14 protein-coding genes and 8 pseudogenes are annotated in these 22329 nt (G+C 39.5%); 13 read left to right on the plus strand and 9 right to left on the minus strand.

The window, feature by feature from the left end:
- Positions 1-67: 67 nt before the first annotated feature.
- The 5 genes from manA to MED121_RS24785 all read left to right on the plus strand — a co-directional run bounded on the left by manA (position 68) and on the right by MED121_RS24785 (position 7252).
- Complete coding sequence (gene manA / locus MED121_RS23100) at positions 68-1216, plus strand: mannose-6-phosphate isomerase, class I (RefSeq protein WP_009836221.1); 1149 nt, start codon at positions 68-70, stop codon at positions 1214-1216.
- A 379-nt stretch (positions 1217-1595) separates the two neighbouring features.
- Positions 1596-2180 carry an NUDIX domain-containing protein gene (locus MED121_RS23105; RefSeq protein WP_036181771.1) on the plus strand — a complete coding sequence of 195 codons (585 nt, stop codon included), beginning with the start codon at positions 1596-1598 and terminating at the stop codon, positions 2178-2180.
- Positions 2181-2197: 17 nt separating this feature from the next.
- Entirely contained in the window at positions 2198-3085 is an 888-nt protein-coding gene (locus MED121_RS23110) for a sugar phosphate isomerase/epimerase family protein (RefSeq protein ID WP_009836223.1), read from the plus strand.
- Between the two features lie 376 nt (positions 3086-3461).
- Positions 3462-5339: a methyl-accepting chemotaxis protein gene (locus MED121_RS23115; protein ID WP_009836224.1), complete on the plus strand. Its 1878-nt coding sequence runs from the start codon at positions 3462-3464 to the stop codon at positions 5337-5339.
- A 611-nt stretch (positions 5340-5950) separates the two neighbouring features.
- Positions 5951-7252, plus strand: coding sequence for a PAS domain-containing methyl-accepting chemotaxis protein (locus tag MED121_RS24785; protein ID WP_009836225.1), 1302 nt, complete (start codon positions 5951-5953; stop codon positions 7250-7252).
- A 333-nt stretch (positions 7253-7585) separates the two neighbouring features.
- Here the strand turns inward: MED121_RS24785 and MED121_RS23125 are convergent.
- Positions 7586-7846 (minus strand): annotated as a pseudogene (locus MED121_RS23125) (IS3 family transposase); the annotation flags it as partial.
- Between the two features lie 184 nt (positions 7847-8030).
- Here MED121_RS23125 and MED121_RS24190 point away from each other — a divergent pair.
- A pseudogene (locus MED121_RS24190) lies at positions 8031-8339 on the plus strand (helix-turn-helix domain-containing protein); the annotation flags it as partial.
- A gap of 16 nt (positions 8340-8355) precedes the next feature.
- Here the strand turns inward: MED121_RS24190 and MED121_RS23130 are convergent.
- Positions 8356-9070: pseudogene (locus MED121_RS23130) on the minus strand (integrase core domain-containing protein); the annotation flags it as partial.
- Between the two features lie 180 nt (positions 9071-9250).
- Between MED121_RS23130 and MED121_RS24510 the strand changes: the two are divergent.
- The gene (locus MED121_RS24510; RefSeq protein WP_242603251.1) at positions 9251-9580 is read left to right on the plus strand and encodes an IS30 family transposase; all 330 of its coding nucleotides are present in this window, start codon (positions 9251-9253) and stop codon (positions 9578-9580) included.
- Between the two features lie 192 nt (positions 9581-9772).
- Here the strand turns inward: MED121_RS24510 and MED121_RS24200 are convergent.
- The 7 genes and pseudogenes from MED121_RS24200 to MED121_RS23985 form a co-directional block, all read right to left on the minus strand.
- Positions 9773-10045 (minus strand): annotated as a pseudogene (locus tag MED121_RS24200) (transposase); the annotation flags it as partial.
- A 19-nt stretch (positions 10046-10064) separates the two neighbouring features.
- Positions 10065-10766 carry a transporter substrate-binding domain-containing protein gene (locus MED121_RS23140; protein ID WP_165474644.1) on the minus strand — a complete coding sequence of 234 codons (702 nt, stop codon included), beginning with the start codon at positions 10764-10766 and terminating at the stop codon, positions 10065-10067.
- Between the two features lie 494 nt (positions 10767-11260).
- Positions 11261-12220 (minus strand): IS5 family transposase, encoded by a 960-nt coding sequence (locus tag MED121_RS23150; protein ID WP_009836234.1) that lies wholly within the window; start codon positions 12218-12220, stop codon positions 11261-11263.
- A gap of 90 nt (positions 12221-12310) precedes the next feature.
- Entirely contained in the window at positions 12311-13579 is a 1269-nt protein-coding gene (locus MED121_RS23155) for an ABC transporter substrate-binding protein (RefSeq protein WP_009836235.1), read from the minus strand.
- Positions 13580-14521: 942 nt separating this feature from the next.
- A pseudogene (locus tag MED121_RS24695) lies at positions 14522-14656 on the minus strand (transposase); the annotation flags it as partial.
- Between the two features lie 331 nt (positions 14657-14987).
- Positions 14988-15704: pseudogene (locus tag MED121_RS24210) on the minus strand (IS5 family transposase); the annotation flags it as partial.
- A gap of 413 nt (positions 15705-16117) precedes the next feature.
- Positions 16118-16426, minus strand: a complete 309-nt coding sequence (locus tag MED121_RS23985) for a hypothetical protein (RefSeq protein ID WP_131471016.1) — start codon at positions 16424-16426, stop codon at positions 16118-16120.
- A 496-nt stretch (positions 16427-16922) separates the two neighbouring features.
- Here MED121_RS23985 and MED121_RS23170 point away from each other — a divergent pair, with 496 nt between their 5' ends.
- The 6 genes and pseudogenes from MED121_RS23170 to recA all read left to right on the plus strand — a co-directional run.
- Complete coding sequence (locus tag MED121_RS23170; RefSeq protein ID WP_009836241.1) at positions 16923-17714, plus strand: transporter substrate-binding domain-containing protein; 792 nt, start codon at positions 16923-16925, stop codon at positions 17712-17714.
- A gap of 10 nt (positions 17715-17724) precedes the next feature.
- Positions 17725-18387, plus strand: a complete 663-nt coding sequence (locus MED121_RS23175; protein WP_009836242.1) for an amino acid ABC transporter permease — start codon at positions 17725-17727, stop codon at positions 18385-18387.
- Between the two features lie 34 nt (positions 18388-18421).
- The gene (locus MED121_RS23180; protein WP_009836243.1) at positions 18422-19072 is read left to right on the plus strand and encodes an amino acid ABC transporter permease; all 651 of its coding nucleotides are present in this window, start codon (positions 18422-18424) and stop codon (positions 19070-19072) included.
- A complete protein-coding gene (locus MED121_RS23185) occupies positions 19059-19787 on the plus strand; it encodes an amino acid ABC transporter ATP-binding protein (RefSeq protein ID WP_009836244.1) in 729 nt (242 codons plus the stop codon). Before MED121_RS23180 ends, MED121_RS23185 begins: the two co-directional genes overlap by 14 nt.
- 339 nt (positions 19788-20126) lie before the next feature.
- Positions 20127-21215, plus strand: a pseudogene (locus MED121_RS23195) (IS3 family transposase).
- A gap of 238 nt (positions 21216-21453) precedes the next feature.
- A pseudogene (gene recA, locus MED121_RS23200) lies at positions 21454-22323 on the plus strand (recombinase RecA); the annotation flags it as partial.
- Positions 22324-22329 lie beyond the last annotated feature (6 nt).

Genomic DNA, 22329 nt, shown 5'->3' on the forward strand with positions numbered 1-22329 from the left:
TTTTGAATTGTTTAATATTTAATGAGGAAATGATGATAGAAATTAAAGGTGTTGAACAACATTATGATTGGGGGGGGGGGAGTTCTATATCCCTTTATTAACAGGTCAAGTGCATGCATCGGGCAAGCCGATGGCCGAACTTTGGCTTGGTGACCACCCGAGTGGAGTCGCAACTCTAACTAATGGTATTCCTCTTACTGATTGGATGGCTGCCGATTATCAAGGTCGTTTGGGAGAATCATGTATAAAATACTATGGGAAGCGTTTACCATTTTTACTTAAGGTATTAGATGTTAAAGCACCGCTTTCTATTCAGGTTCATCCAACGAAAAAGCAAGCAGAAAAGGGTTATGACTTAGAGCAAGGCTTAACTATTGAGCCTAGTAAACGTAACTATAAAGATGCTAACCATAAGCCAGAACTTATGTTGACACTTTCCGATTTTTGGCTACTACATGGTTTTAAATCTGAACCAGAAATAACAGCTTTATTAAGCAAAGAGAACAGCTTACAAACCTTATTGCCACCATTTAACGAGGGGGGCACCAAACAGCTAGTTGGCCACATTTTTGGTTTGTCTAGTAGTGAACTTGCACCTCTTATTATGCCTATAGTTAACCAGTACTTAGATGCTTATCAAGAGAATCGCATATCTAAGAATGATGCCTACTTCTGGATGATGAGAGCCTATATGAGAGCCGCTTCGGCAAACGCTCAACTCGAAGCTGGTTTGCTGATGGTGCTACTACTTAACCTTTGTTATGTGGCCAAAGGCGGTGTTGTTTTTCAGGATGCGGGTATTCCTCATGCTTATTTAGAAGGCCAAAATATTGAGTTAATGGCAAATTCCGATAATGTGCTTCGTGCTGGCTTAACTAGCAAGCATGTTGACCAGAAAGAGCTATTAAGCATAGTTAATTTTGACCCTGTTAAAGCTAAGAGTATTGACCCAATCGCTAAAGATGGTGGTTTGGAATACCCAGTACCTGTAGATGATTTCTGTTTAACCGAGTATCGCTTAAAAGCCGGAGAAACATTATCTCTTCCGGAGAACCTTGGGCCATGTATTTGGTTCGTATTAAGCGGTGAAATGAAAATTAATGGTCAAGATAAATATTGGCGAAATGGCAGTTCTTTTTACCAGGAGCCCAGCTATACAAGTACCATTAATGCGCAGACTGAGTTAGTAATATACAGATCTTCCGTTAAACTATAGTCTAAGATCTGAATATAAGCACGAAAGAGAATTTTGAGCAAATAAGGATTGATTAAATTGATTCTGTTGACGGTTCCTTGAGCTAACGCAGCAGAATTAGATTAATTGAATCTATGTGTTATGGCAGTAGAATTAGATAGTTGCAAAATAGCGATAACAGCACTCAGACTGAAATGCTCAATGTAGCTATTGAATCGTTACGCTTATTATGTCTAATTGTCTATTCCTTTTAACCATAACGTTACGTTTTTAAAGTGATATTGTATATTAAATGTTTTTAAAGTTAATACATTTCATTCGCTATTGTTTATAGGGTTTTTCTTTTTTCGTATTTTGTTCAGTCGCAACTTGTAGTAGCTTTTATTTGTTAAGGTTGGTGATGAGTAATACTAAGGTGAAAATTTTGAAGAGATTGGTACTATCCAAATGTTGGTATACCTACTCTAAGTATTCGTATCGTTACAGGACTAAAGATACTCCTTGGCGAATACAGCATCGTGAGGTGCTAAATAAAGGCGACGGCGCAGCTGTTTTGTTATTTAACTATTCGAGAAAAACTGTGGTGTTAGTTAAGCAGTTTCGTTTACCTACGTACTTAAATGCTAACTCAAGTGGCTTAATGATTGAAGTATGTGCAGGGGTGCTGGATGGTATGTCTCCTGAGGAGTGCATTAAAAAAGAAACACTAGAAGAAACAGGCTTCAGAATTGAAAATCCAGAACCAGTGATGACTGTTTATATGTCCCCTGGAGCGGTAACCGAAAAAAATCATCTGTTTGTTGCTGATTATTCAAGTGTTGGACGGCCTAGCTTAGGTGGAGGGCTTGCCAGCGAAAATGAATATATTGAAGTATTAGAGCTTTCTTTTGAACAAGCATATTCAATGCTTGAGAGTGGCGAAATTATTGATGGTAAAACTATTATGTTGCTGCAGTACGCAAAGCTAAATATATTCTTTGATTAATAAAGGCGATCGAGTAAATGGATAATCAAATTGAACTTGGCTTATCGCAATGGGCGTTTCATCGAGCTATCTTAGGAGACAGCCGAGACAACTATGATGAATACTTAGCAGCTCTGCAAGATTCTCCGGAAAAAGTGCTTCGCGGAACAATGTCCAACCGAGATATTGTCGAGCAGGCGATACGACTTGGTGTGAATGTGGTTGATCTCGTTAATTTATTGTTTTTCTCAAGAGTGTCAGATGCTCCGTGGTTACGTGCTTGGAAACATGATGCTGAACAGCGAGGTGTCCGATTTTCTTGTCTGATGTGTGATGAACTGGGTCATTTGGCCGCTAGCAGTTATAAAGAAAGGCAACGCTCGATAACGCTCCACAAGCAATGGTTAGAGGCTGCCGCAGAGTTAGGTTGTTCTCAATTAAGAGTGAATGCTTATGGTGATGGTAGTTACTTACAACAACTTCGTCATTGTAGCGAAAGTATAAAGGTGCTGTGTGATGTAGCAGAGCCAATGGGAATTAGTGTCGTGGTTGAAAATCATGGTCATCCTTCGAGTAACGGTGCGTGGTTAGCAATGCTAATAGAAAGTATTGAACGGGATAACTCTGGAGTTTATATTGATTTTGATAATTTCTTTATGGGTGGTTGGCATCATTCGCCAAAACGTTTTTATGACCGTTATCAAGGTATGGAAGACCTTGCTAATATTACGGTTGGAGGCAGTGCTAAATCTTACGCTTTTGATCAGAGCGGTAACGAAACTACCGTAGATTTTGCTAGATGTGTGAGTCTTTTGATTAAGGCCGGATTTAGTGGTGTTTTATCTGCTGAATATGAAGGATGTCTTTATTCGGAGTATGATGGGTCGGCTAAAACCCTAGCTCTGCTTAAAAAGATATTGATTTAGCAAATTACTCGTTTTAGAAATTAGCTAAGAGAATATTTGGTTTTTTAGAGATGCTTTTATAATTACTGATATCTAGGAATTACTTACTAGATTTTTTCTTATGCAACTGGATATTTCATAAGAAAAGTGTGTCACTTATTGCTGCAATGTAGGAAGTATACTGTAAAACTCTCAAGAAAGAATGGAATTCCATTCTAAACAAGCTAAATAAAAGTCAGCGTTGGAGAAAAAATCGAACTCACTTGTAGAATTATAAATTTTTTTTGGTAAGAAGAAGTGTACCAACGTCAGCAGTTGGCTTCGTTTACATCTGATTTGTAGTGTTGCTTTTAGTATCTAAATTTAGGCGTTATTTTTTATTTAAAAGGTTTTTAATATGGGATTATCTAAAAAAATTGTTATTGTGAATGCGATTCTTCTTTTCTTAGTGTCGATTAGTATATCATTTTATGGCGTTTTTACGTTCTATAATACTGAGGTAGACAATACAGCGTATTCCATGAGGGAAAATGTTTCTTCAGGGAGGGAAATTATAGACCTTTGGCTAGATAATAAGCTGGCTGCGATCAATGCTGGAGCTACTGTTTATCCTCTAATGAGTAAGTTAGATGCTTTTAAGATTAGCGCAAAGCAAACTGGTCAAGGAGCTGGCTTCGATAATGTATTCTTTAGTTTAAAGAATAACGTTATTTATAGTTTGAAAGGTGGAGAAAGAGCATGGGCTCCAGGTTCACCTTGGATGGAAAAGGCCACAGTTCAAGGCTATATCTCAGAGCCTATATATGGAACAACGTTAAAGAAAATGGTTATTCAACTGAGCCAAAAAGCTAAAACTGCGGATGGAAATGATGCTGTTCTAGGTGCGGCAATAGGATTAGAGGATATTAATTCTATTGTTTCTGAGAATAAGCCAATTGGAGAAGGGTTGAAATTCATTGTGTCAAAAAGTGGCGTTATTATATCTCATGCAAACCTAGGGTTAACCAACAAAGTAATAAGTGACGTTTATCCAGCCTTGTCGATGTCAATGGTAAGTGCTTTAGCAGATGAAAAAAAACTAGATGAAGTTCTGATTGATAGCCTAGAATATGTAGTCACAGCTGACCGCATAAGTAAAACAGGGTGGTTTATTGTCGCTATAGAGAATAAGGGGTTATTATTCTCCACGATTAATTCATTGATAATAAAAACTGTAGTCATATCGATTTTATTAATAATCATTTCTATTCTTCTATTGGCTTGTCTGGTGAATTACTTATTGTCAGGTTTGTTAAGAGTTAATGATGCTCTAGTAGATATTGCAAAGGGAGAAGGTGACCTAACCGTTAGAATTGACATTTTAAGTAAAGATGAAGTTGGGCAGCTGGCTAGCAACTTCAATCATTTCGTTGCTAAGATACAGGAGGTAATCATTAATGTTCATGATGTCTCTTTAGAGGTAGCAAAAAAAGCGCAGATATCCAAGCTGTCGTCAGAGTTAACTAGCAAAGACCTTACTTCTCAACAAGATGAAATTACTATGGTTGCGACTGCTATTACACAAATGTCTACTGCAACCGATGAGATTGCATCGAATGCTGAAATCACCGCCAAAGACGCAGAAAGTGCGGTTGGTTTGAGTACTAGTACTCGAATAATTTCTGAAAGTAGCCAGCAGTCTATGACGCTGCTTATTTCAAAAATAGCTGAGGCTAAAAATGTTATTGGTGTACTTAACAGCAAAAATGAGGAAATTAACTCTATAGTAAGTGTTATTCAAGGTATCGCAGAGCAGACCAACTTGCTTGCATTAAACGCAGCCATAGAAGCAGCTAGAGCTGGTGAAATGGGGCGTGGATTTGCAGTGGTTGCTGATGAAGTGAGAGTTTTGTCTCAGCGCACTCATGCATCTACAGAAGAAATTACTAAGACATTAGCTGATCTCCAAGGGATAAGTCATATGGCTGTGGAAGCGATGATAGGGTGTGATAAGTCTGTAAGTAGCGCTGAACTGGAAACTAAAAAAGTAACTAAAGCGTTTCTCGATATTGATACATCAATTAAGAGAATAAGTGACATGGCAGTTCACATTGCAACAGCTGCGGAAGAGCAAACAGCAGTGACAAGTGAGATAAACAGCAATTCTGAATCAATTAGTGAGATATCGTTGTCGCTGCAGCAGAAATCCATTAGTGCAGCTGAAGATGCGATTCATTTAGATAGACTAGCAATTGTTCTGACTGAAAAAGTTCGTGAATTTAAGTTACATGAATAGCTATAAACAGTGTGCTTAAAGATTTGTCTTTACTCAAACAAAAATGTGTATGGTCATTGCTGTTCCGCATTGATCGATAATTTTTAAAAACTGAAGCTTTAACGACGTAACCCTAATAGGATATATATGGACGCACCAGTGAAGTTAAGGAGATAGTTTCTCAAGCCACTTTTTAATTGCAAATATTAAGTGGTTTTTTCTTTGCCTTATTAACTATTTTTGGCTTTTGCTAATTTCGCAATCTCGATTAAGGGCCGTACTAGACATATATCTGACTTGTTATAAAAGCGCTTCTTGTTGGTTTTCTGACCTTGATGAGAATGTGATTAATTATCTTTATAAGCTTTCCTGTTTCTGAGCCTTGTCTACTATAAACTGAATCACTGAATCACTGAATCACTGAATCACTGAATCACTGAATCACTGAATCACTGAATCACTGAATCACTGAATCACTGAATCACCTATTGGCAGTTGATCTCACGCCATCTACTCAACAATGAGTGGTGCACTTATTATCTGAATTTGCGGGTTAATAAATGGCCAGTTAATTTTTAAGGACATGCTACACTGAACCTATATTGAAAAATAAATAAACATGGGGGATTATAATGTTTGGTAAGTCTAAATTGAAGACTTCAGAGCTTGAAGAGCAGGTCTTGAAATTAACGTCACTAATAACAGCTATTGAAAGTGCTGTTGCGAAGATAGAATTTACACCCAAAGGTGAAATTATTGATGTTAATGATATTTTTTTAGAGGTAGTTGGCTATTCTAGATGTGAAGTAATCGGTAAGCATCATCAGATTTTTTGTTCTGATGAGTTAGTACGAACAACTGAATATCGCGAATTTTGGCAGTCTTTGTCATCTGGAAAAGGACAAACAGGGCAGTTTTTAAGGTATAACAAGGAGGGAGGTAAGCTTTGGCTTAGTGCTTCATATTTCCCTGTGCTCGAGAATGGTGAAGTAGTTAAGGTGGTAAAGATTGCCTCAGATATTACAGCTGAAAAAATTGAAGTTGAAGACAAATTTTCCATAGTTGATGCCTTAAATCGGTCGCAAGCGGTTATTGAGTTTGATTGCTATGGAAATATCGTGACTGCAAATGATAATTTTCTTACCGCGCTTGAATATCAGTTACCTGAAATTAAGGGCAAGCACCATCGAATTTTCTGCGATCAACGTTTTTATGATGAAAACCCAAATTTTTGGCAAAACCTTGCTGCTGGTAATTTTGTTTCAGGGCGCTTTGAACGTAAAGCTAAATCGGGTGCTTCAATATGGATAGAAGCGACCTATAACCCCATTTTTGATTCAGAGGGTAATGTTCATAGGGTAATCAAATTTGCGAGTGATGTATCTAAGCAAGTAGAAAAAGAACAACTAGTAATGCATGTAACAGAAATTGCACAATCTACAGCGGTAGAAACCGAGCAAGTTGCGTCAGAAGGTGTGCGAGAACTTGAGCAAACGGTTGCAACGTCAAATCAGATTTCTCAGCATGTAGATAAAGCAATGAAGGTGATTGGTACACTAAATGAGCAGTCTAAGAATATCGCTAATATTGTATCTACTATTAGCTCTATCGCTGAACAGACTAACTTACTCGCACTAAATGCAGCAATAGAGGCAGCAAGGGCTGGAGAGCAAGGTAGGGGCTTTGCTGTAGTGGCAGATGAAGTGAGGACACTTGCAGCACGCACAAGTGCTTCGACAGGAGAAATAGGAATGGTTGTTACTAATAACCAAAAATTAACAGAAGAAGCATCAAACACTATGTTAGAGGTAGCTAATGTGACGAGTGCAGGGCTAAATCAAGTGGAAGCTATTACTGGAATCATGTCTGAAATAAAAGTGGGAGCAGAGAGTGTGACTAAAACAGTATCAGAGCTAAATACTGATCTACTGTAAAAAATAGCTAATATAAAACTCTTTGAACTATGGTTTATTTAAGTATACCCAAGAAATCACACGTAAATTTCTTGAGCTTCACCTGCTCGATGACAATAGCTTGACTAGTAACACTTACCCACACCCTAATGATTCTCTCAATCTAAAGCGGATGGTTTACTACCCCGATTCCACTCCAAACGGATAGTACTTGATGAAAAGCGGGTAGTTTTACTATCTCAGTTCCACTCCGTTGGGTTTCGCACGCGAAACTATTGGATTTAAAAAAATCAAATATGTGTTGGATTAAAAATTGTTCTTAAGGTTAATTTTGAGGGGATGGGCGCAAAGCTCCTTATAGCCTCGTTGAGCTTGAAGCCCTTCCGTTCGCATCAATCGATATACGCGGTTCTTACCACACAGTTTACCTGTTGCTCGTAAATCTTTATAGACCTTGCGATAGCCATAAACACAGCCACTTTCTAACCAATATTGTTTTATAAAACCCCGTAAATAGTCATCCTCTTTAACGCGTTTACTTACAGGGTTTGAAAGCCAAGCATAAAAACCACTGGGATGAACTTCTAATACGCGGCAAAGCGTGCGCACTGGATACTTTTGTCGACGAGCTTTTATGAGCGTGTATTTTTCTTCGACTCGGTGGCAAAGAACATGGCTGTAGATTCAATTGGTCAATGCAACATTGATATGAAAATATTGATTGGCGGAGGAATATTCAATGAAGCGCATGTTTACCAAAAAAGAAAAATAGTTTGTTTTTGACTCCTGAAAAAACGGTATTGGGTTTAGTGGTATCGCTCATTCTTTGAGCTCTAAACCAGGTACTATTTTTACACTTCTCAGAGATACCGGTGGCATAAAACCACTGGTTCGCAAGCGTAGAAGCAATCATTTAACGATTGAAGAAAGAGAAGAAATACGTGTAGGCCTGTCAACAAAAATGAGCATTCGAGCTATTGCTCGATTATTAAATCGGGCTCCGTCAACCATCTCTAGGGAGGTGCAACGTAATCGAGGGCGAAGGTATTATAAGGCCGTTGATGCTAATAACCGCGCTTGGAGAGTGGCAAAAAGATCTAAACCATGCGGTAATCCCCCCATTTTTAATGGAGTTCAGGTGTAGACTTTAAAGTTTGCGTTAAACGCCTTTTTTGTATCGGTGTAATGCCACCAATGCCCATGTTAGGTCGCTCGTTATTGTAAGTCCATAACCAGTGCGTTACTTTATCTTGAAGCGCTTTAATATCTTCGTACAAGTAATGACTCAGCCAATCATATCTCACTGTACGGTTAAATCGCTCTATGTAAGCGTTTTGCTGTGGTTTGCCCGGTTGGATAAAACTGAGTTCAATGCTGTTTTCTTGTGCCCAACTTGCCAATTTATCACTGATATACTCAGGGCCATTACCACACCGTATCGCTTTAGGTTTACCTCGCCACTCAATAATCTGATTGAGTGCGCGTATGACACGTTCTGCCGGTAAGGATAGGTCGGCATCAATCACGTTAAACAAACGGCAACGTCGACCATCTGAGAGTTGATCATGCATAAAATCCATTGGCCAACATTCATTCATTGATTTGTTCTGGCACCGCTAAGGGTTTAGGCTTTTCACGGACTAAGCGTTTATGAGGTTTGATGCGCATGTTGAGCTGTAGTTCACGATAAATACGGTAAACACGCTTATGGTTCCATGGATAACTACAGACATTTCTGAAGTAGAGAAAACATAGCCTAAAGCCCCAGTTACGCTGATTTTGGGTCAGCCCGATTAATCGCTCAGCAATCAACTGATTCTCATCATTAAGTTTAGGCTGACTTAAAAGAACAATGCCTCGTCGAAAATCAATGCGAATTTCTACAGAAACAATATATAAGACAATTTACATCCGGACTCGAAAAGCCTTAAACCACTTGCTATCAAGCATTTACTGCGGTCTCATAGTCTTAGACAAGGCAAAAATCACTCTCGTAAAGGCGATCGCGGCACGATCAATATTGTTAATGGTGTATCTATTCACAAACGCCCAAAACATGTTGAAAGCCGTCGAACGTTAGGTCATTGGGAAGGCGATCTAGTGACTGGATCAAAAAACACGCATATAGCGACATTAGTAGACAGAAAATCTCGATATACCATTATTCTTAAATTAAAGGGCAAAGACTCGACCTCAGTAACAGAAGCGTTGATAAGTAAATTTAAAAGTTTGCCGTCTAAATTAAGACAATCTCTAACTTGGGATCGCGGTATGGAATTAGCAAAACATATTGAATTTACTAATTATACACAAGTCCCCGTTTTCTTTTGTGACCCTCAAAGCCCTTGACAAAGAGGTACAAATGAAAATACGAATAGCTTAATTAGACAGTATTTTCCTAAAAAGATCTGTCTAGGTCAGCATTCTCAGCAACGACTTGATGAAGTGGCTACTCAACTAAATGGTAGACCAAGAAAAAGTTTAGATTTTAAAACACCCAAAGAAGTCATTGAAAAGAGTGTTGCGTTGACAGATTGAATCTACAGCTGCTTCCTTTAAGATGTCGCGCTCTTCTGTTACACGTTTAAGCTCTGCTTTAAGTCTGCGCAACTCATCAGAATTAGATTGTTTTTCTTGGTAGGAGTGAGCGTTTTCACCATAGCGATCATACCAGTTATAAAGGCTTTTAGTCGTTATCCCTAAACGCTTAGCGACATCAGCAATTGAATAACCACCTTCAGTTACCTATTTAACCGCTGCTATCTTAAATTCTTCGTTGTATCGTTTGGCTGCTTGAAATAAAAAGTGTCGCACTTCGGACTTGAATTCGGGCTTATTTCTGATAATTAAGAAAAAAATATTCCATGATTTTATCTATTTCTCCATTTTTCTTCATTTCTTTTAAAACTGTGGAAAGTGGAGAGACTAAGGATAAATTTTTTTTATGTAGATAATGATATAGAGTAGTCGTATAAATAATATTTTCTACTTTTTTAATCTCATTGATTCCTTTTGGAGTTCCTTTTATCGTATGTTTTTTATAAATATATTCATCTAAAATAATAAAGTCTAATCTATCTTTGATAAGCATGTTTATTAATATTTTAGGAGAACTAACAAATATTCTATTGTAGTTTCTTGTTATTAACTCTTGATGTTTTATGCCTGCTAGTAAGCCTACACGATATGAAAGAAAAGCATCCCAATTAGTCGCTCTAAAATTTAATTTTTTTGAATATACAAATGTATCTGAGCTAAATAATGGAATAGGGACTCTAACTAAGTTTGGGTAAGTGGCTTCAATCTCTATAACTCTTTGAGCTTCACCATCCAGAATTCCCGAATTTGAGTTAGCTATTGCCCTTTTTGCAGGAAATGTTATGAAATTAACCTTAACACCTATTTTTTTATATGAATTCAATAGTATTTTCTCAGCTACTTGATGATTTATCGAGTTTTCAATTCCACTTATCGTCACCTCTTTAACTCTTATTTCAGAATATAAATAAGGTGAAAGTAATAATAAAATAAACATATAATTCTTCATAAAGTCCACTCTCATTTAATTGTTATTTGATTATAGTTTAAATTTAAGATTTTTTAAGGATATTTACTCAGTTAGATGGTAATCCCCTCGAAAAATAATAGAGGTCAATCGGGAGGATTAACTCCGTGCAGCTCGTATCATCTGATCAACACGTAAGAAGTTTCTAAGTACAAACAGTATTATAAGCTTATTGTTATTTTTAGGCATGACTTTATATTTATAGATAGCTTTCTGGGGTTCAAACTTGCATTTAGATACTCTAAACGGGTACTCAATTTTCGCTCTGATATTTGCTTTTAAATATTTAGTTCGGATCGGTTGCTTGTTAATAAGAAGGTGCTTTTCTAAGGAACATGCGATCAAGTCGAGCAATGTGCCTTAATTTTCCAAAAAGTCCAATATCAGTCGGTAATGCGGCTGGTATATCACTTTTCTACTACTAATCGGGATGATTTTACCTTGTTTGGTCGTTTTTAAACGGTTTAACCCCTCGCGGCTCGAATCATCTGGTCAATTCGAAACACATTAGCAAGAGCAAACATCATGGCGAGCTTGCTATCATTTTTAGCTAACCCGCGATAAATAGCTTTTCTAAAACCAAACTGACATTTGATGATTCTAAAGGGGTGTTCAACTTTTGCTCGAATACTGGCTTTGATGTATTGTTTGTTCTTTCTAGGGTGCTTTTTTAGGACTTTTACTTTGCTTGGCATTTCAGCAATCAACCAGTCTGCTTTGACGCTTTTTAACTCTTCTCGCTTTTGTGCACCACGATAACCCGAATCGGCTGAGATGAAGCCTTCCTCACCATGAAGTAATTTCTCTGTTTCCGTGATGTCATGCACGTTGGCCGCTGTTGTGCTTAAACTGTGAGTGAGTCCTGTTCGTGCATCAACGCCAATATGGGCTTTTAACCCAAAGAACCATTGTTTGCCCTTTTGAGTTTGATGCATTTCAGGGTCTCTTTCTTTGGCTTTATTCTTAGTCGAGCTGGCCGCTTCAATAATCGTCGCGTCTACAATCGTACCTTCTTTGAGATAAATTCCTGCACTGGATAACCATTTATTGACCTCTTTAAACAGCTGGCGTGAGAGTTTGTGTTTCTCTAATAAATGTCTGAAGTTCATGATGGTAGTATGATCAGGGATGGCGCTGTCTAACGACAATCCAGCAAACAAACGCATCGATGTGATTTCATACAGAGCGTCTTCCATGGCAGGATCACTCATATTGTACCAATGCTGCATGCAGTGCATACGGAACATAGTAGGTAGTGGATAAGGTCTTCTACCATTGCCCACCTTGGGATAAAAAGGCTCGATAACCGCTTCTAGTTGCTCCCAAGGCATCAACTCATTCATACGAGCAAGGAAAACTTCTTTGCGTGTTTTACGACGTTTATTGTTGAATTCGCTATCGGCAAAAGTGAGTTGATGTGACATAGCTAAGACTCAAAGAAGAAAAATCAGATTGTCTCATGAGAGGGACTTATTCGCATGTTCCATAACTTCTAGATCAGGGCTTTATTCATTCTATTTAATAACTCGTTTTTTGGCGCGATTCCAGCGACCGTCTAATTTTTTTAATGCATTGTCAAAGTCAGGCGCTGTCATTACATCTTGTATGTAACCGCCAGAATAAAAGTCGATCTGTGAGCGGTTAGTTACTTCAATAAAGGTCGAAGAGTTAGTTGGAGTTTGAATGATTTCAGGGTTGTAGCTCATAAATTCGTTAAGTTGAGGGAGTGTTGACTCCTTCGCTTTAATAGTTGGAATAAAGCCCGCTAGCTCGTCAAAATCAGACTTTTCTAGAATGAATTTGATGTAAGCTTTAGCCGCTGGTTTGCTCTTAGAGTGCTTACTTACTGCATAACCCCAATCATGGTTCATTTGAGCGCGAAGTTCACCGGACTCTCCAGCGGGAATAGGCATAAAGCCAATTTTCTCACTTGAAATACCGCGATCAATCACTTGGGGGATGAACCAGTTGCCTAGATAGAACATTCCTGCATTACCTTCGGCGAGTATAGACTTAGACTCTTCCCAAGAGTTTGTGATTAAGTCTTTTTCTGTCCAGCCTTTGTCAATCAAGGTCTTCAATAGTGATAGAGATTTATGGTAAGCGGTATCGCCAAAGAACGCTTTATCCTGAGTTAGCATCTTTTCGTATACGCCAGAGTTTCCTTCCAAAACAATTGGGTATTTATCCCACTGTTGTAATGGCCACTGTGCACCAAAGTTCACATAGAATGGGATTTTGTTTAGATTGGCGATCTTTTCTGATGCTGCATATAATTCAGATGTGGTTTTTAATGGAGTCTTTACACCAGCTTCTGCAAGCACATCTTTATTATACACTAGTCCTTCAACTACGTTACCCATAGATACGCCATACATTTTACCTTCGTTTGACCAAGCATCGTGGAAGTAAATTTCATCAGGATTGTACATGTCTAGTGGCTCGTAGAAATTACCATACTGCTCAGATGGAACTGAAGGCAAAATCAGTACAACATCACCGTAGTCCCCAGTGTTCATCCGTGGGCGAACACCACCTTGATAATCGGCAAAACCAATGACTTTTACCGAAGTAACTCCTGGGTACATCTTTCTAAATTCATTAGTGTAGCGGTCATATACGCCTGCTTCTACTAAGTCGGTGCGGTTAGTAAAAAAGGTAATTTCACCTTTTACTTCCAAATTGGTAAGGGGCTCCCCTTCCGCAAAAGCCTGTGCACCCCAAAAAATACTGCTTACAATTGTTGATGTTATCAGCGTTTTAATAATTATATTATTTTTCATTTTATAAGTCCTGTCGATCACTAGGGTGATCACATATTGGTTATATGGAGACAACACTTTTCTAATCTCCTTGATTAGACCATAACATTACGATTTTTGATTTTCAATCTATCATAATCTTATCGTTAAGATAGATTGTTTTGAACGCTCTCTGTTTTTTGTTTCGTTAACTAATGTCTTATATAACTGTGCTATATATGGATTTACTGTCTATCTGTAGTGATATTATGATTTCATTTTCACTCATACTATGAATTTTAATTCAAATCGATAAGTTCATTTCAGTTGCTATTTCGTAACGTTATTATTTTAGCTATGGGTATTGCAGACAAGTTAAGAAATTACTCACGTATATTCTGTATTTCCTGATAACACCCTTGATGCTTCATTCGGATTGGGGGCTTTATCCCCTAATTCCCGTCAACCGGGCGGGTTAACTCCTTGCTGGTCGTATCATCTAATCAACATGTACCCAAGTTCAATATAGAAGTGCAAACAGCACTATAAGTTTATTGTCATTTTTAGGCAGACCTTTATCTTTATAGGAAGCTTTCCGAGACTCAAACTTGCATTTAAATACTCTATGCAGATACTCAATTTTCACTCTGATGTTCGCTTTTAAATATTCAGTTCGGATTGGTTGTTTGTTGATGTGAGGTTGCTTTTCAAGTTCGTATCTTGCTAGGCATTTCAGTAACTAACCAATCTATTTTTTCCTTTGTTTCTTTATGCTATTCTATTCCGCGATATTCTGAATCTGCGCAGGCAAACAACTCTTTGTCACGGATCAAATCTGGTAACTGATTAAGGTTGTGCCCATTGTCTGGTTTGGTAGTGATGCTTTGTATCAACTTCTTTTGGCATAAACTATCGTTCCACCCTCCCTTTAAAGTAAAAACCAGTGTCAGGCAGGCATTTGCTTGTTTCTATGAAGGGCTTGAGACTCAGTTTATGTTTCTCTAGCAAATGACGGAAGTTCATGATGGTTGTGTGGTCTGGGATCGCGCCTTCTAATGACAGGTCTGCAAACTGCCGTATTAGGGTAATCTCGTATAGCGCGTCTTTCATAGTAGGATCACGCATATTGTATCTGGTCTGTATAAAGTATATGGGCGTTAATCATTGAGAGATTTTGGATAAAGCGACTCAACCTATTCTCCCAATCTGCCCCAACGTATCAACTCATTCATGTGAGTAAGAGAAAGTTCTTTTTGTGTTTTTGCTGTGCTTGTTATTGAACTCGCTATCGGCAAAAGTGAGCTGATGTGCCATGGAAGGACTCTAGGGTTTAAAAAGTCATTATCTCATAAGAGGGGCTTGTTCGTTGGTTCCCTAGTATGGTATTGGTAATTCAACCTTATATTAATTGCGAGCCAAGTACAGTGGTATGGATGCGTCTTTAATCACTCAACCATTCTTCTGTGACATCCTTTAGTTCTTCACGCTTTTGCTCCCCTCGATATCCTGGATCAGCGCCAATAAATGTTTCATAGCCATGAATAAGGTGTTTTGTTTGATTAAGGTCGTGCTCATTGGCTGCTGTCGTTGTAAATGTATGGGTAACCAATCCTTGCATCGACCCCGATATGGGCCTTCATACCAAAATGCGATTGATTCCCTTTCTTGGTTTGGTGCATGTTAGGATCTCGTTTCCCTGCTTTATTTTTAATTGATCTGGGAGCTTCTATAATCGATGCATCAACAAGTGTGCCTTCCTTTAAGTAAATCCCTGCTTCTGATAACTATTGATTCACTTCTTTAAAAAGCAACATGAGAGTTTGTGTTTTTCTAATAAGTTCCGAAAATTCATGATGGTGCTGTGATTAGGAATTGGGTTATCTAATGATAAGTCAGCAAATGAGTGCATTGATGCAATCTCGTAAAAGGCATCTTCCATCGTTGGATCACTAATGTTGTACCAATGTTGCAGACAGTGAATACGGAACATGGTTGAAAGAGGGAAAGGTCGTCGTTCCTTGCCCGCTTTGGGGGAAAGGGGCTCAATCTGCGTTTCCAACCTCTCCCAAGGCATCAAGGTATTCATGCGAGCAAGAAAGATCTCTTTGCGTGTTTTATGACGCTTGTTGTTGAACTCGCTGTCGGCAAAGGTGGGTTGATGTGCCATGGAAGGACTCTAAAGTTTAAAACGTCATTATCTCACGAGAGGGGCTTGCTCGCAGGTTCCCTAGACTCGCTTCTCTTCGTATCACGTTATACGCGAGCAACATTCCTCAGATCTCTTGATAAGTTAACTCAACTTTTTTGCTGCGTAGGGTCTTTGCATTGATGATTTTATATCTCTAAAACCTAACTCTATTTCCCAACGGTGGTGATAGAGATCTGTTATTCTGCTGAATACTTATTTTCAGGCAAGGCTGTGAAAGCCGCTTTTGATTTTCCGTTTATTTCGTAAGTGACTGCCCTTGCTTGCCAATATGGTTTTTTTACGTGCTTGAGGGGAGACCTTCATTTCCCATAACTGATCACCATTCCCATAATTATCCATCACTTCGTAAACCAGCTTGTTGCTCGCTGGAATTAGTCAATGCCTATTTTTACCGCTCGCGATAGTCCAAGCATAAATTTTGTGCTCCAAAATCCTTTATCAAAAAGCGTGATGCTATTGTCTGGAGTCTTTGCCTGCGTGCTTGGTGCAAGCGGGATCTTACCTCGTCGATAATGGATTATTTGTGGATCCATCATGATGTGTGACTGAGTATTCATTAAGGCAACTAGCATTAGCACGGAGTAAGGTGTTTGGCAGCTGGTTAGGGTGTTTCCTGAACCAAAATGATTTCTTAATTCAGGTGGGTCGGTAATCCCACCTTGGCGTGTGGATAAAATCACTTAGATTTATGGCGATGGGCACAACTTAATAGTAGTTCTATTGATAAGGCATTCAACGTAAAGGTAGAGGGGGTCGACCACGTCCTTAGGGTCTTTAAGAAAAAAATGCTACTCTACGTTGTCCCTTCTCGAAAGATGCTTACATTACTTCAAAGAGACTCCCTGCTTGGCACTTTTTCAGATAAGATTGAAAGCAGGAGACTTATTCGAACTCTTCTAATGCGGTAATCGATTGTGGGTGATCTGCCAACTTAAATTATCGATTTTCTCGCTTACGCACTATAAACGTACCCAATAAGACGAAAACGCACTCTTTAAGTCCGACATGACAGTGAAATACCAGCTTTTCATTTTTCCTCCTTCTATGGAAACTCTCTTGTGAAAAGATATTTTGTTACACGACAATTAAGGGTAGAAACATTTTTTATATTGGTGTGATTGTTGCTTGTTATTTCGCATTAAGCATTCAATAAACTAAAAATAAGGTTTTTCCATCATGAAAAGATTTATAAAATTGGTTAGTAAGGCAATGATTATCATAGCAGGTTTTTCTGTCTTTAATGCAACGGCAGATGTATTGCAGGACATTCAAGGCCGCAAACTGATTCGTATTGCGGTTCCTCAAGACTTTCCTCCTTTTGGATCAATCGGAACCGATTTAAAACCACAAGGAATCGATGTAGACATGGCGAACTACATTGCCGATGAAATGGGTGTGAAAATCGAAATCGTCCCAGTCACCAGCGCAAACCGCATTCCTTACCTACAAACCAAAAAAGTCGACTTGGTTATCTCAAGTTTGGGTAAAAACCCAGAGCGTGAAAAAGCCATCGACTTCTCTACGCCATACGCGCCTTTCTTCTTAGGTGTATTTGGCTCTAAAGACGTTGAAGTCACCAAGATCGAAGATCTAGCAGGCAAAATAGTGGGCGTAACGCGTGGTTCTGTTGAAGATTTAGAACTGGAAAAACACGCACCTAAGTCAGTTAACGTTCGTCGCTTTGAAGACAACAATACCACTCTAACCGCCTACTTATCTGGTCAAGTGAATCTAATCGCAACAGGTAACTTGGTGGCAACAGAAATCGCTAAACGTCAGCCTCAGCGTGCCCCAGAAAGCAAATTCATGTTAAAAGATTCCCCTTGCTACATTGGCATGGCGGAAGGTGAAGTGGCGCTACAAGCAAAAGTAAATGAGCTGATCAATAAAGCTTTGGCGAGCGGTAAGCTAAACAACATTTCTATGGAATGGTTAAAGGCTCCTCTACCAAAAGGCTTCGGTGTCTAAGGGTCTCGCTATGTTGTATTTCTCTGATCTACTGCAATACAGCGATGTTTTCTTCAGTGGTCTTATGACCACTGTTTTACTCACTGTACTAACCACGTTTTTAGGCATTGCATTAGGCACAAGCTGCGCGGCTATTCGACAATATGGCAATAAAGCCAGTCAAAGTGTGGTTGCTGTTTATGTCGAGATCATTCGTAACACGCCTTTTATTGTGCAACTCTTTTTTATTTTCTTCGGCTTACCTTCATTGGGGATGAAGTTATCTCCTTGGGAAGCCAGTATGATCGCCCTAACGATTAACCTGGGTGCCTACAGTACTGAAATTATTCGAGCCGGTTTGGGCAGTATTTCAAAAGGCCAAATGGAAGCTGCGAAGGTATTAGGTTTGAGTTTTTGTCAGACACTGACTCGGGTGATCTTTACTCCAGCGTTTGAAAAAATTTACCCTGCATTAACCAGCCAGTGCATCATAGTTATGCTTGGATCCGCAGTTATCTCACAAATTTCAGTGGAAGATTTAACCTATGCTGCAAACCTTGTGCAGTCTCGTAACTTCCGTGCGTTCGAGAGCTATTTTGTGACCGCCTTGTTGTACCTTGGCTTATCCATCCTTCTCAGGTTCGCTTTTAATACCGTTGGAAAACGCTTATTCGCTTATCGTTCTACTCAATAAGGAAAAGTGAGAGAAAGAAAATAAGGAAAACTCTATGATCGAATTCACAAATTACGACATTCTTCGTAACCTACTCTTCGCCACTCAGTGGACGATTGTGCTGTCGTTTGCGGCCTTTATTGGTGGCTCTAGTGTTGCGCTGGCGTTAACCGCCTTACGTTTAACGCGTAATGCCACTGTGCAAAAAGTAGTACGTATTTACGTGGAACTGTTTCAAGGAACACCATTGTTAATGCAGATGTTTTTGTGCTTCTTTGGTTTGTCTATGCTGGGTTATGAAATATCCGCATGGGGGGCTGCGATTCTATCCTTAACGCTTTTTACCAGTGCCTTTTTAGTGGAAATTTGGCGTGGTTGTATTGATACGCTCCCAAAAGGGCAACGGGAAGCGAGCCGCTGTTTGGGGCTTAGTTTTCTACAAACACTGCGTTACATCATTTTGCCGCAAGCTATTCGAGTCGCCACACCACCAACCGTTGGTTTCTCTGTGCAAGTAATCAAAGGCACGGCGCTCGCGTCGGTGATTGGTTTTGTTGAACTTACTAAAGTCGGCACCATGTTAAACAATGCCACGTTTGAACCCTTTAAAGTCTTTACACTGGTTGCCCTTATTTACTTCCTGCTGTGTTACCCGCTTTCTTGGTACAGCAAGACTCTGGAGAAAAAATTTAATGTCTCTCGTTAATTTACATCAAGTTCATAAATACTACGGCGACCTTCATGTTCTGAAAGGCATTGATCTCGATATCAAAGCCGGTGAAGTGGTGTCTATCATTGGTAAAAGTGGTTCAGGAAAAAGTACCCTTTTACGTTGCATTAACGGCTTGGAAGAATACCAAGAAGGCGGCATCACAGTAGATGGTAACGAAGTCACGTCAGAAGATATTCAAGTACGTAAGCTTGCCCTGAGCGTAGGGATGATTTTCCAAAGCTTTAACCTCTTCCCACATATGACGGTAGGCGAAAATGTTATGCTCTCCCCCACTATTGTGTTGAAAAAGAGCAAAGCAGAAGCGGAAAAAGTGGCTCGCGCCATGCTCGAAAAAGTGGGCCTAGCGGATAAGTTCGACAGTTACCCAGAAAAGCTTTCGGGTGGACAGCAGCAACGTGTCGCCATCGCTCGTGCTTTGGCCATGTCACCAAAAGTCTTGCTGTGCGATGAGATTACCTCAGCACTGGACCCTGAACTGGTCGGCGAAGTCTTAAAGGTGCTCGAACAACTCGCCAAAGAAGGCATTACCCTCGTGCTCGTTACTCATGAAATGAACTTTGCCCGTGACGTCGGTAGCCGAGTGGTCTTTATGCACCAAGGCAAGGTTTGGGAACAAGGTGATTCAAAAACCGTACTTGCAGACCCACAGACAGAAGAACTCAAACAGTTCATTGGTGCTGTGCTTTAGTCTTCTATTTCGTAAAAGAAATACGAAAAGGTCAGTCTGCTGAAGAGCAGGCTGACTTTTAATGGGTCAAAGTTCTTCAACAAGACATACTATTTTGTCTTCATCACTGTTTCTTATCCCAGTTAATAATGTCATCCACAAATATATGGCTAAAGCCTTTACTTCTTGTATTAATAGTCTTCGATTTTGTACCGTTATAATTATGGCAAGCAAAGCAATTCACCGCCGTTCCTGCATGGTTATAATCTCCTTGAAACTGTGTTTCAAGGTAATCCCCCCCAAAAATAATAGAGGTTAGTCGTAGAGTTTTCTAATAAGCTAATTACTAGGGAGATCACGATGAAAAATACAACCTATTCAGACAGTCAAATCATGGGCATCTTAAACCAAGCCGAGGCAGGTGTGCCCGTGGCGGAGCTGTGTCGCGAGCATGGCATTGGTAATTCGACCTTTTATAAGTGGCGAGCCAAGTACGGTGGTATGGATGCCTCTTTAATCACTCGAATGAAAGAGCTCGAAGAAGAAAACCGTCGTCTTAAAAAGATGTATGCCGAAGAAAAACTCAAGGCAGAGATCATACAGAAAGCCATGGCAAAAAAGTGGTGAAGGCCGCTGACCGTAAGCCGATGGCCAAACAGGCTGTGGTGACTTATCACCTCAGTATAGCATCTGCCTGTCGGACGTTTAAGATCAGCGAGACCTGCTACCGTTATCAGCCTAAACTTAATGATGAGAATCAGTTGATTGCTGAGCGATTAATCGGGCTGACCCAAAATCAGCGTAACTGGGGCTTTGGGCTATGTTTTCTCTACTTCAGAAATGTCTGTAGTTATCCATGGAACCATAAGCGTGTTTACCGTATTTATCGTGAGCTACAGCTCAACATGCGCATCAAACCTCATAAACGCTTAGTCCGTGAAAAGCCTAAACCCTTAGCGGTGCCAGAACAAATCAATGAATGAATGTTGGTCAATGGATTTTATGCATGATCAACTCTCAGATGGTCGACGTTGCTGTTTGTTTAACGTGATTGATACCGACCTATCCTTACCGGCAGAACGTGTCATACGCTCACTCAATCAGATTATTGAGTGGCGAGGTAAACCTAAAGCGATACGGTGTGATAATGGCCCTGAGTATATCAGTGATAAATTGGCAAGTTGGGCACAAGAAAACAGCATTGAGCTCAGTTTTATCCAACCGGGCAAACCACAGCAAAACGCTTATATAGAGCGATTTAACCGTACAGTGAGATATGATTGGTTAAGCCACTACCTGTATAAAGATATTAAGGCGCTTCAGGATAAAGCAACACACTGGTTATGGACTTACAATAACGAGCGACCTAACATGGGCATTGGTGGCATTACACCGATACAAAAAAGGCGTTTAACGCAAACTTTAAAGTCTACACCTGAACTCCATTAAAAATGGGGGGATTACCTTTGTTCTGTGATAAGAAGAGGTGTACCAACGTCAGCAGTTGGCTTCTTCTACGCATGATTTGCAGTGTCGCACTTATTATCTGAATTTAGGCTTAAAATATTTTATAGCTGGATATTTCCATAATTCTACGGTGAGGTCATAAGTGTCTATGCTTGAGGTAAATTTATTATTACATTGTTTCTAATTTTAGGTGTGAACCATTTATGATATTTTTTTCTATATACTCTTAATTTATGGACCAGAATCATCTGGTAAAACAACGCTGACATTGAGCGTCATTGCCGAAGCACAAAAGCAAGGTAAGACCTGTGCTTTTATTGATGCTGAGCATGCCTTAGACCCAAGTTATGCAGAGAAGCTAGGTGTTAATATCGCTGACCTTTTGATCTCTCAGCCTGATACGGGTGAGCAAGCGCTTGAAATCGTTGACATGCTAGTACGTTCTAACAGTGTTGATGTTGTGATTGTTGACTCTGTTGCTGCTTTGGTTCCTAAGTCAGAGATTGAAGGTGAAATGGGTAGCTCTTCTGTTGGTGTACAGGCGCGTTTGTTGTCTCAAGCTATGCGTAAGTTAACTGGCTCAATCAAGAATGCTAACTGCCTTGTTGTTTTCATTAACCAAATTCGTATGAAAATTGGTGTGATGTTTGGTTCGCCTGAAACCACAACGGGTGGTAATGCGCTTAAGTTCTATAGCTCAGTTCGTCTTGATATTCGCCGTATTGGTAGTGTTAAACAAGGTGATGAAGTGGTGGGTAATGAAACCCGCGTAAAAGTTGTTAAGAATAAAATTGCACCTCCATTTAAACAAACTGAATTCCAAATTATGTACGGCGCAGGTATTTACCGTATGGGTGAGATAATTGATTTGGGTGTGAAGCAAGGTTTCGTTGATAAATCTGGTGCTTGGTACGCTTACAATGGTAGTAAAATTGGTCAGGGTAAAGCGAATGCGGCTCAATTCCTTTCTGATAATCCAGAAATCGCGACTGAAATTGAAGGTAAGATTCGTGAGCAATTATTGCCAAAAGATCTCCCAGCAGAAAAAGATGATGCGAAAGAGGAAGAAGGTGACTTGCTAGATCTATAAGCTTCA

The sequence above is a fragment of the Marinomonas sp. MED121 genome, assembly GCF_000153025.1.
In the GTDB taxonomy this organism is placed as follows: Bacteria; Pseudomonadota; Gammaproteobacteria; order Pseudomonadales; family Marinomonadaceae; genus Marinomonas.

Excerpts from the sequence above, each read along its gene's own strand:
- MED121_RS23105 (WP_036181771.1), top strand. The coding sequence starts at position 1,596 with ATGAGTAATACTAAGGTGAAAATTTTGAAGAGATTGGTACTATCCAAA.
- MED121_RS23110 (WP_009836223.1), top strand. The coding sequence starts at position 2,198 with ATGGATAATCAAATTGAACTTGGCTTATCGCAATGGGCGTTTCATCGA.
- MED121_RS23115 (WP_009836224.1), top strand. The coding sequence starts at position 3,462 with ATGGGATTATCTAAAAAAATTGTTATTGTGAATGCGATTCTTCTTTTC.
- MED121_RS24785 (WP_009836225.1), top strand. The coding sequence starts at position 5,951 with ATGTTTGGTAAGTCTAAATTGAAGACTTCAGAGCTTGAAGAGCAGGTC.
- MED121_RS23140 (WP_165474644.1), bottom strand. The coding sequence starts at position 10,766 with ATGTTTATTTTATTATTACTTTCACCTTATTTATATTCTGAAATAAGA.
- MED121_RS23150 (WP_009836234.1), bottom strand. The coding sequence starts at position 12,220 with ATGTCACATCAACTCACTTTTGCCGATAGCGAATTCAACAATAAACGT.
- MED121_RS23155 (WP_009836235.1), bottom strand. The coding sequence starts at position 13,579 with ATGAAAAATAATATAATTATTAAAACGCTGATAACATCAACAATTGTA.
- MED121_RS23170 (WP_009836241.1), top strand. The coding sequence starts at position 16,923 with ATGAAAAGATTTATAAAATTGGTTAGTAAGGCAATGATTATCATAGCA.
- MED121_RS23175 (WP_009836242.1), top strand. The coding sequence starts at position 17,725 with ATGTTGTATTTCTCTGATCTACTGCAATACAGCGATGTTTTCTTCAGT.
- MED121_RS23180 (WP_009836243.1), top strand. The coding sequence starts at position 18,422 with ATGATCGAATTCACAAATTACGACATTCTTCGTAACCTACTCTTCGCC.
- MED121_RS23185 (WP_009836244.1), top strand. The coding sequence starts at position 19,059 with ATGTCTCTCGTTAATTTACATCAAGTTCATAAATACTACGGCGACCTT.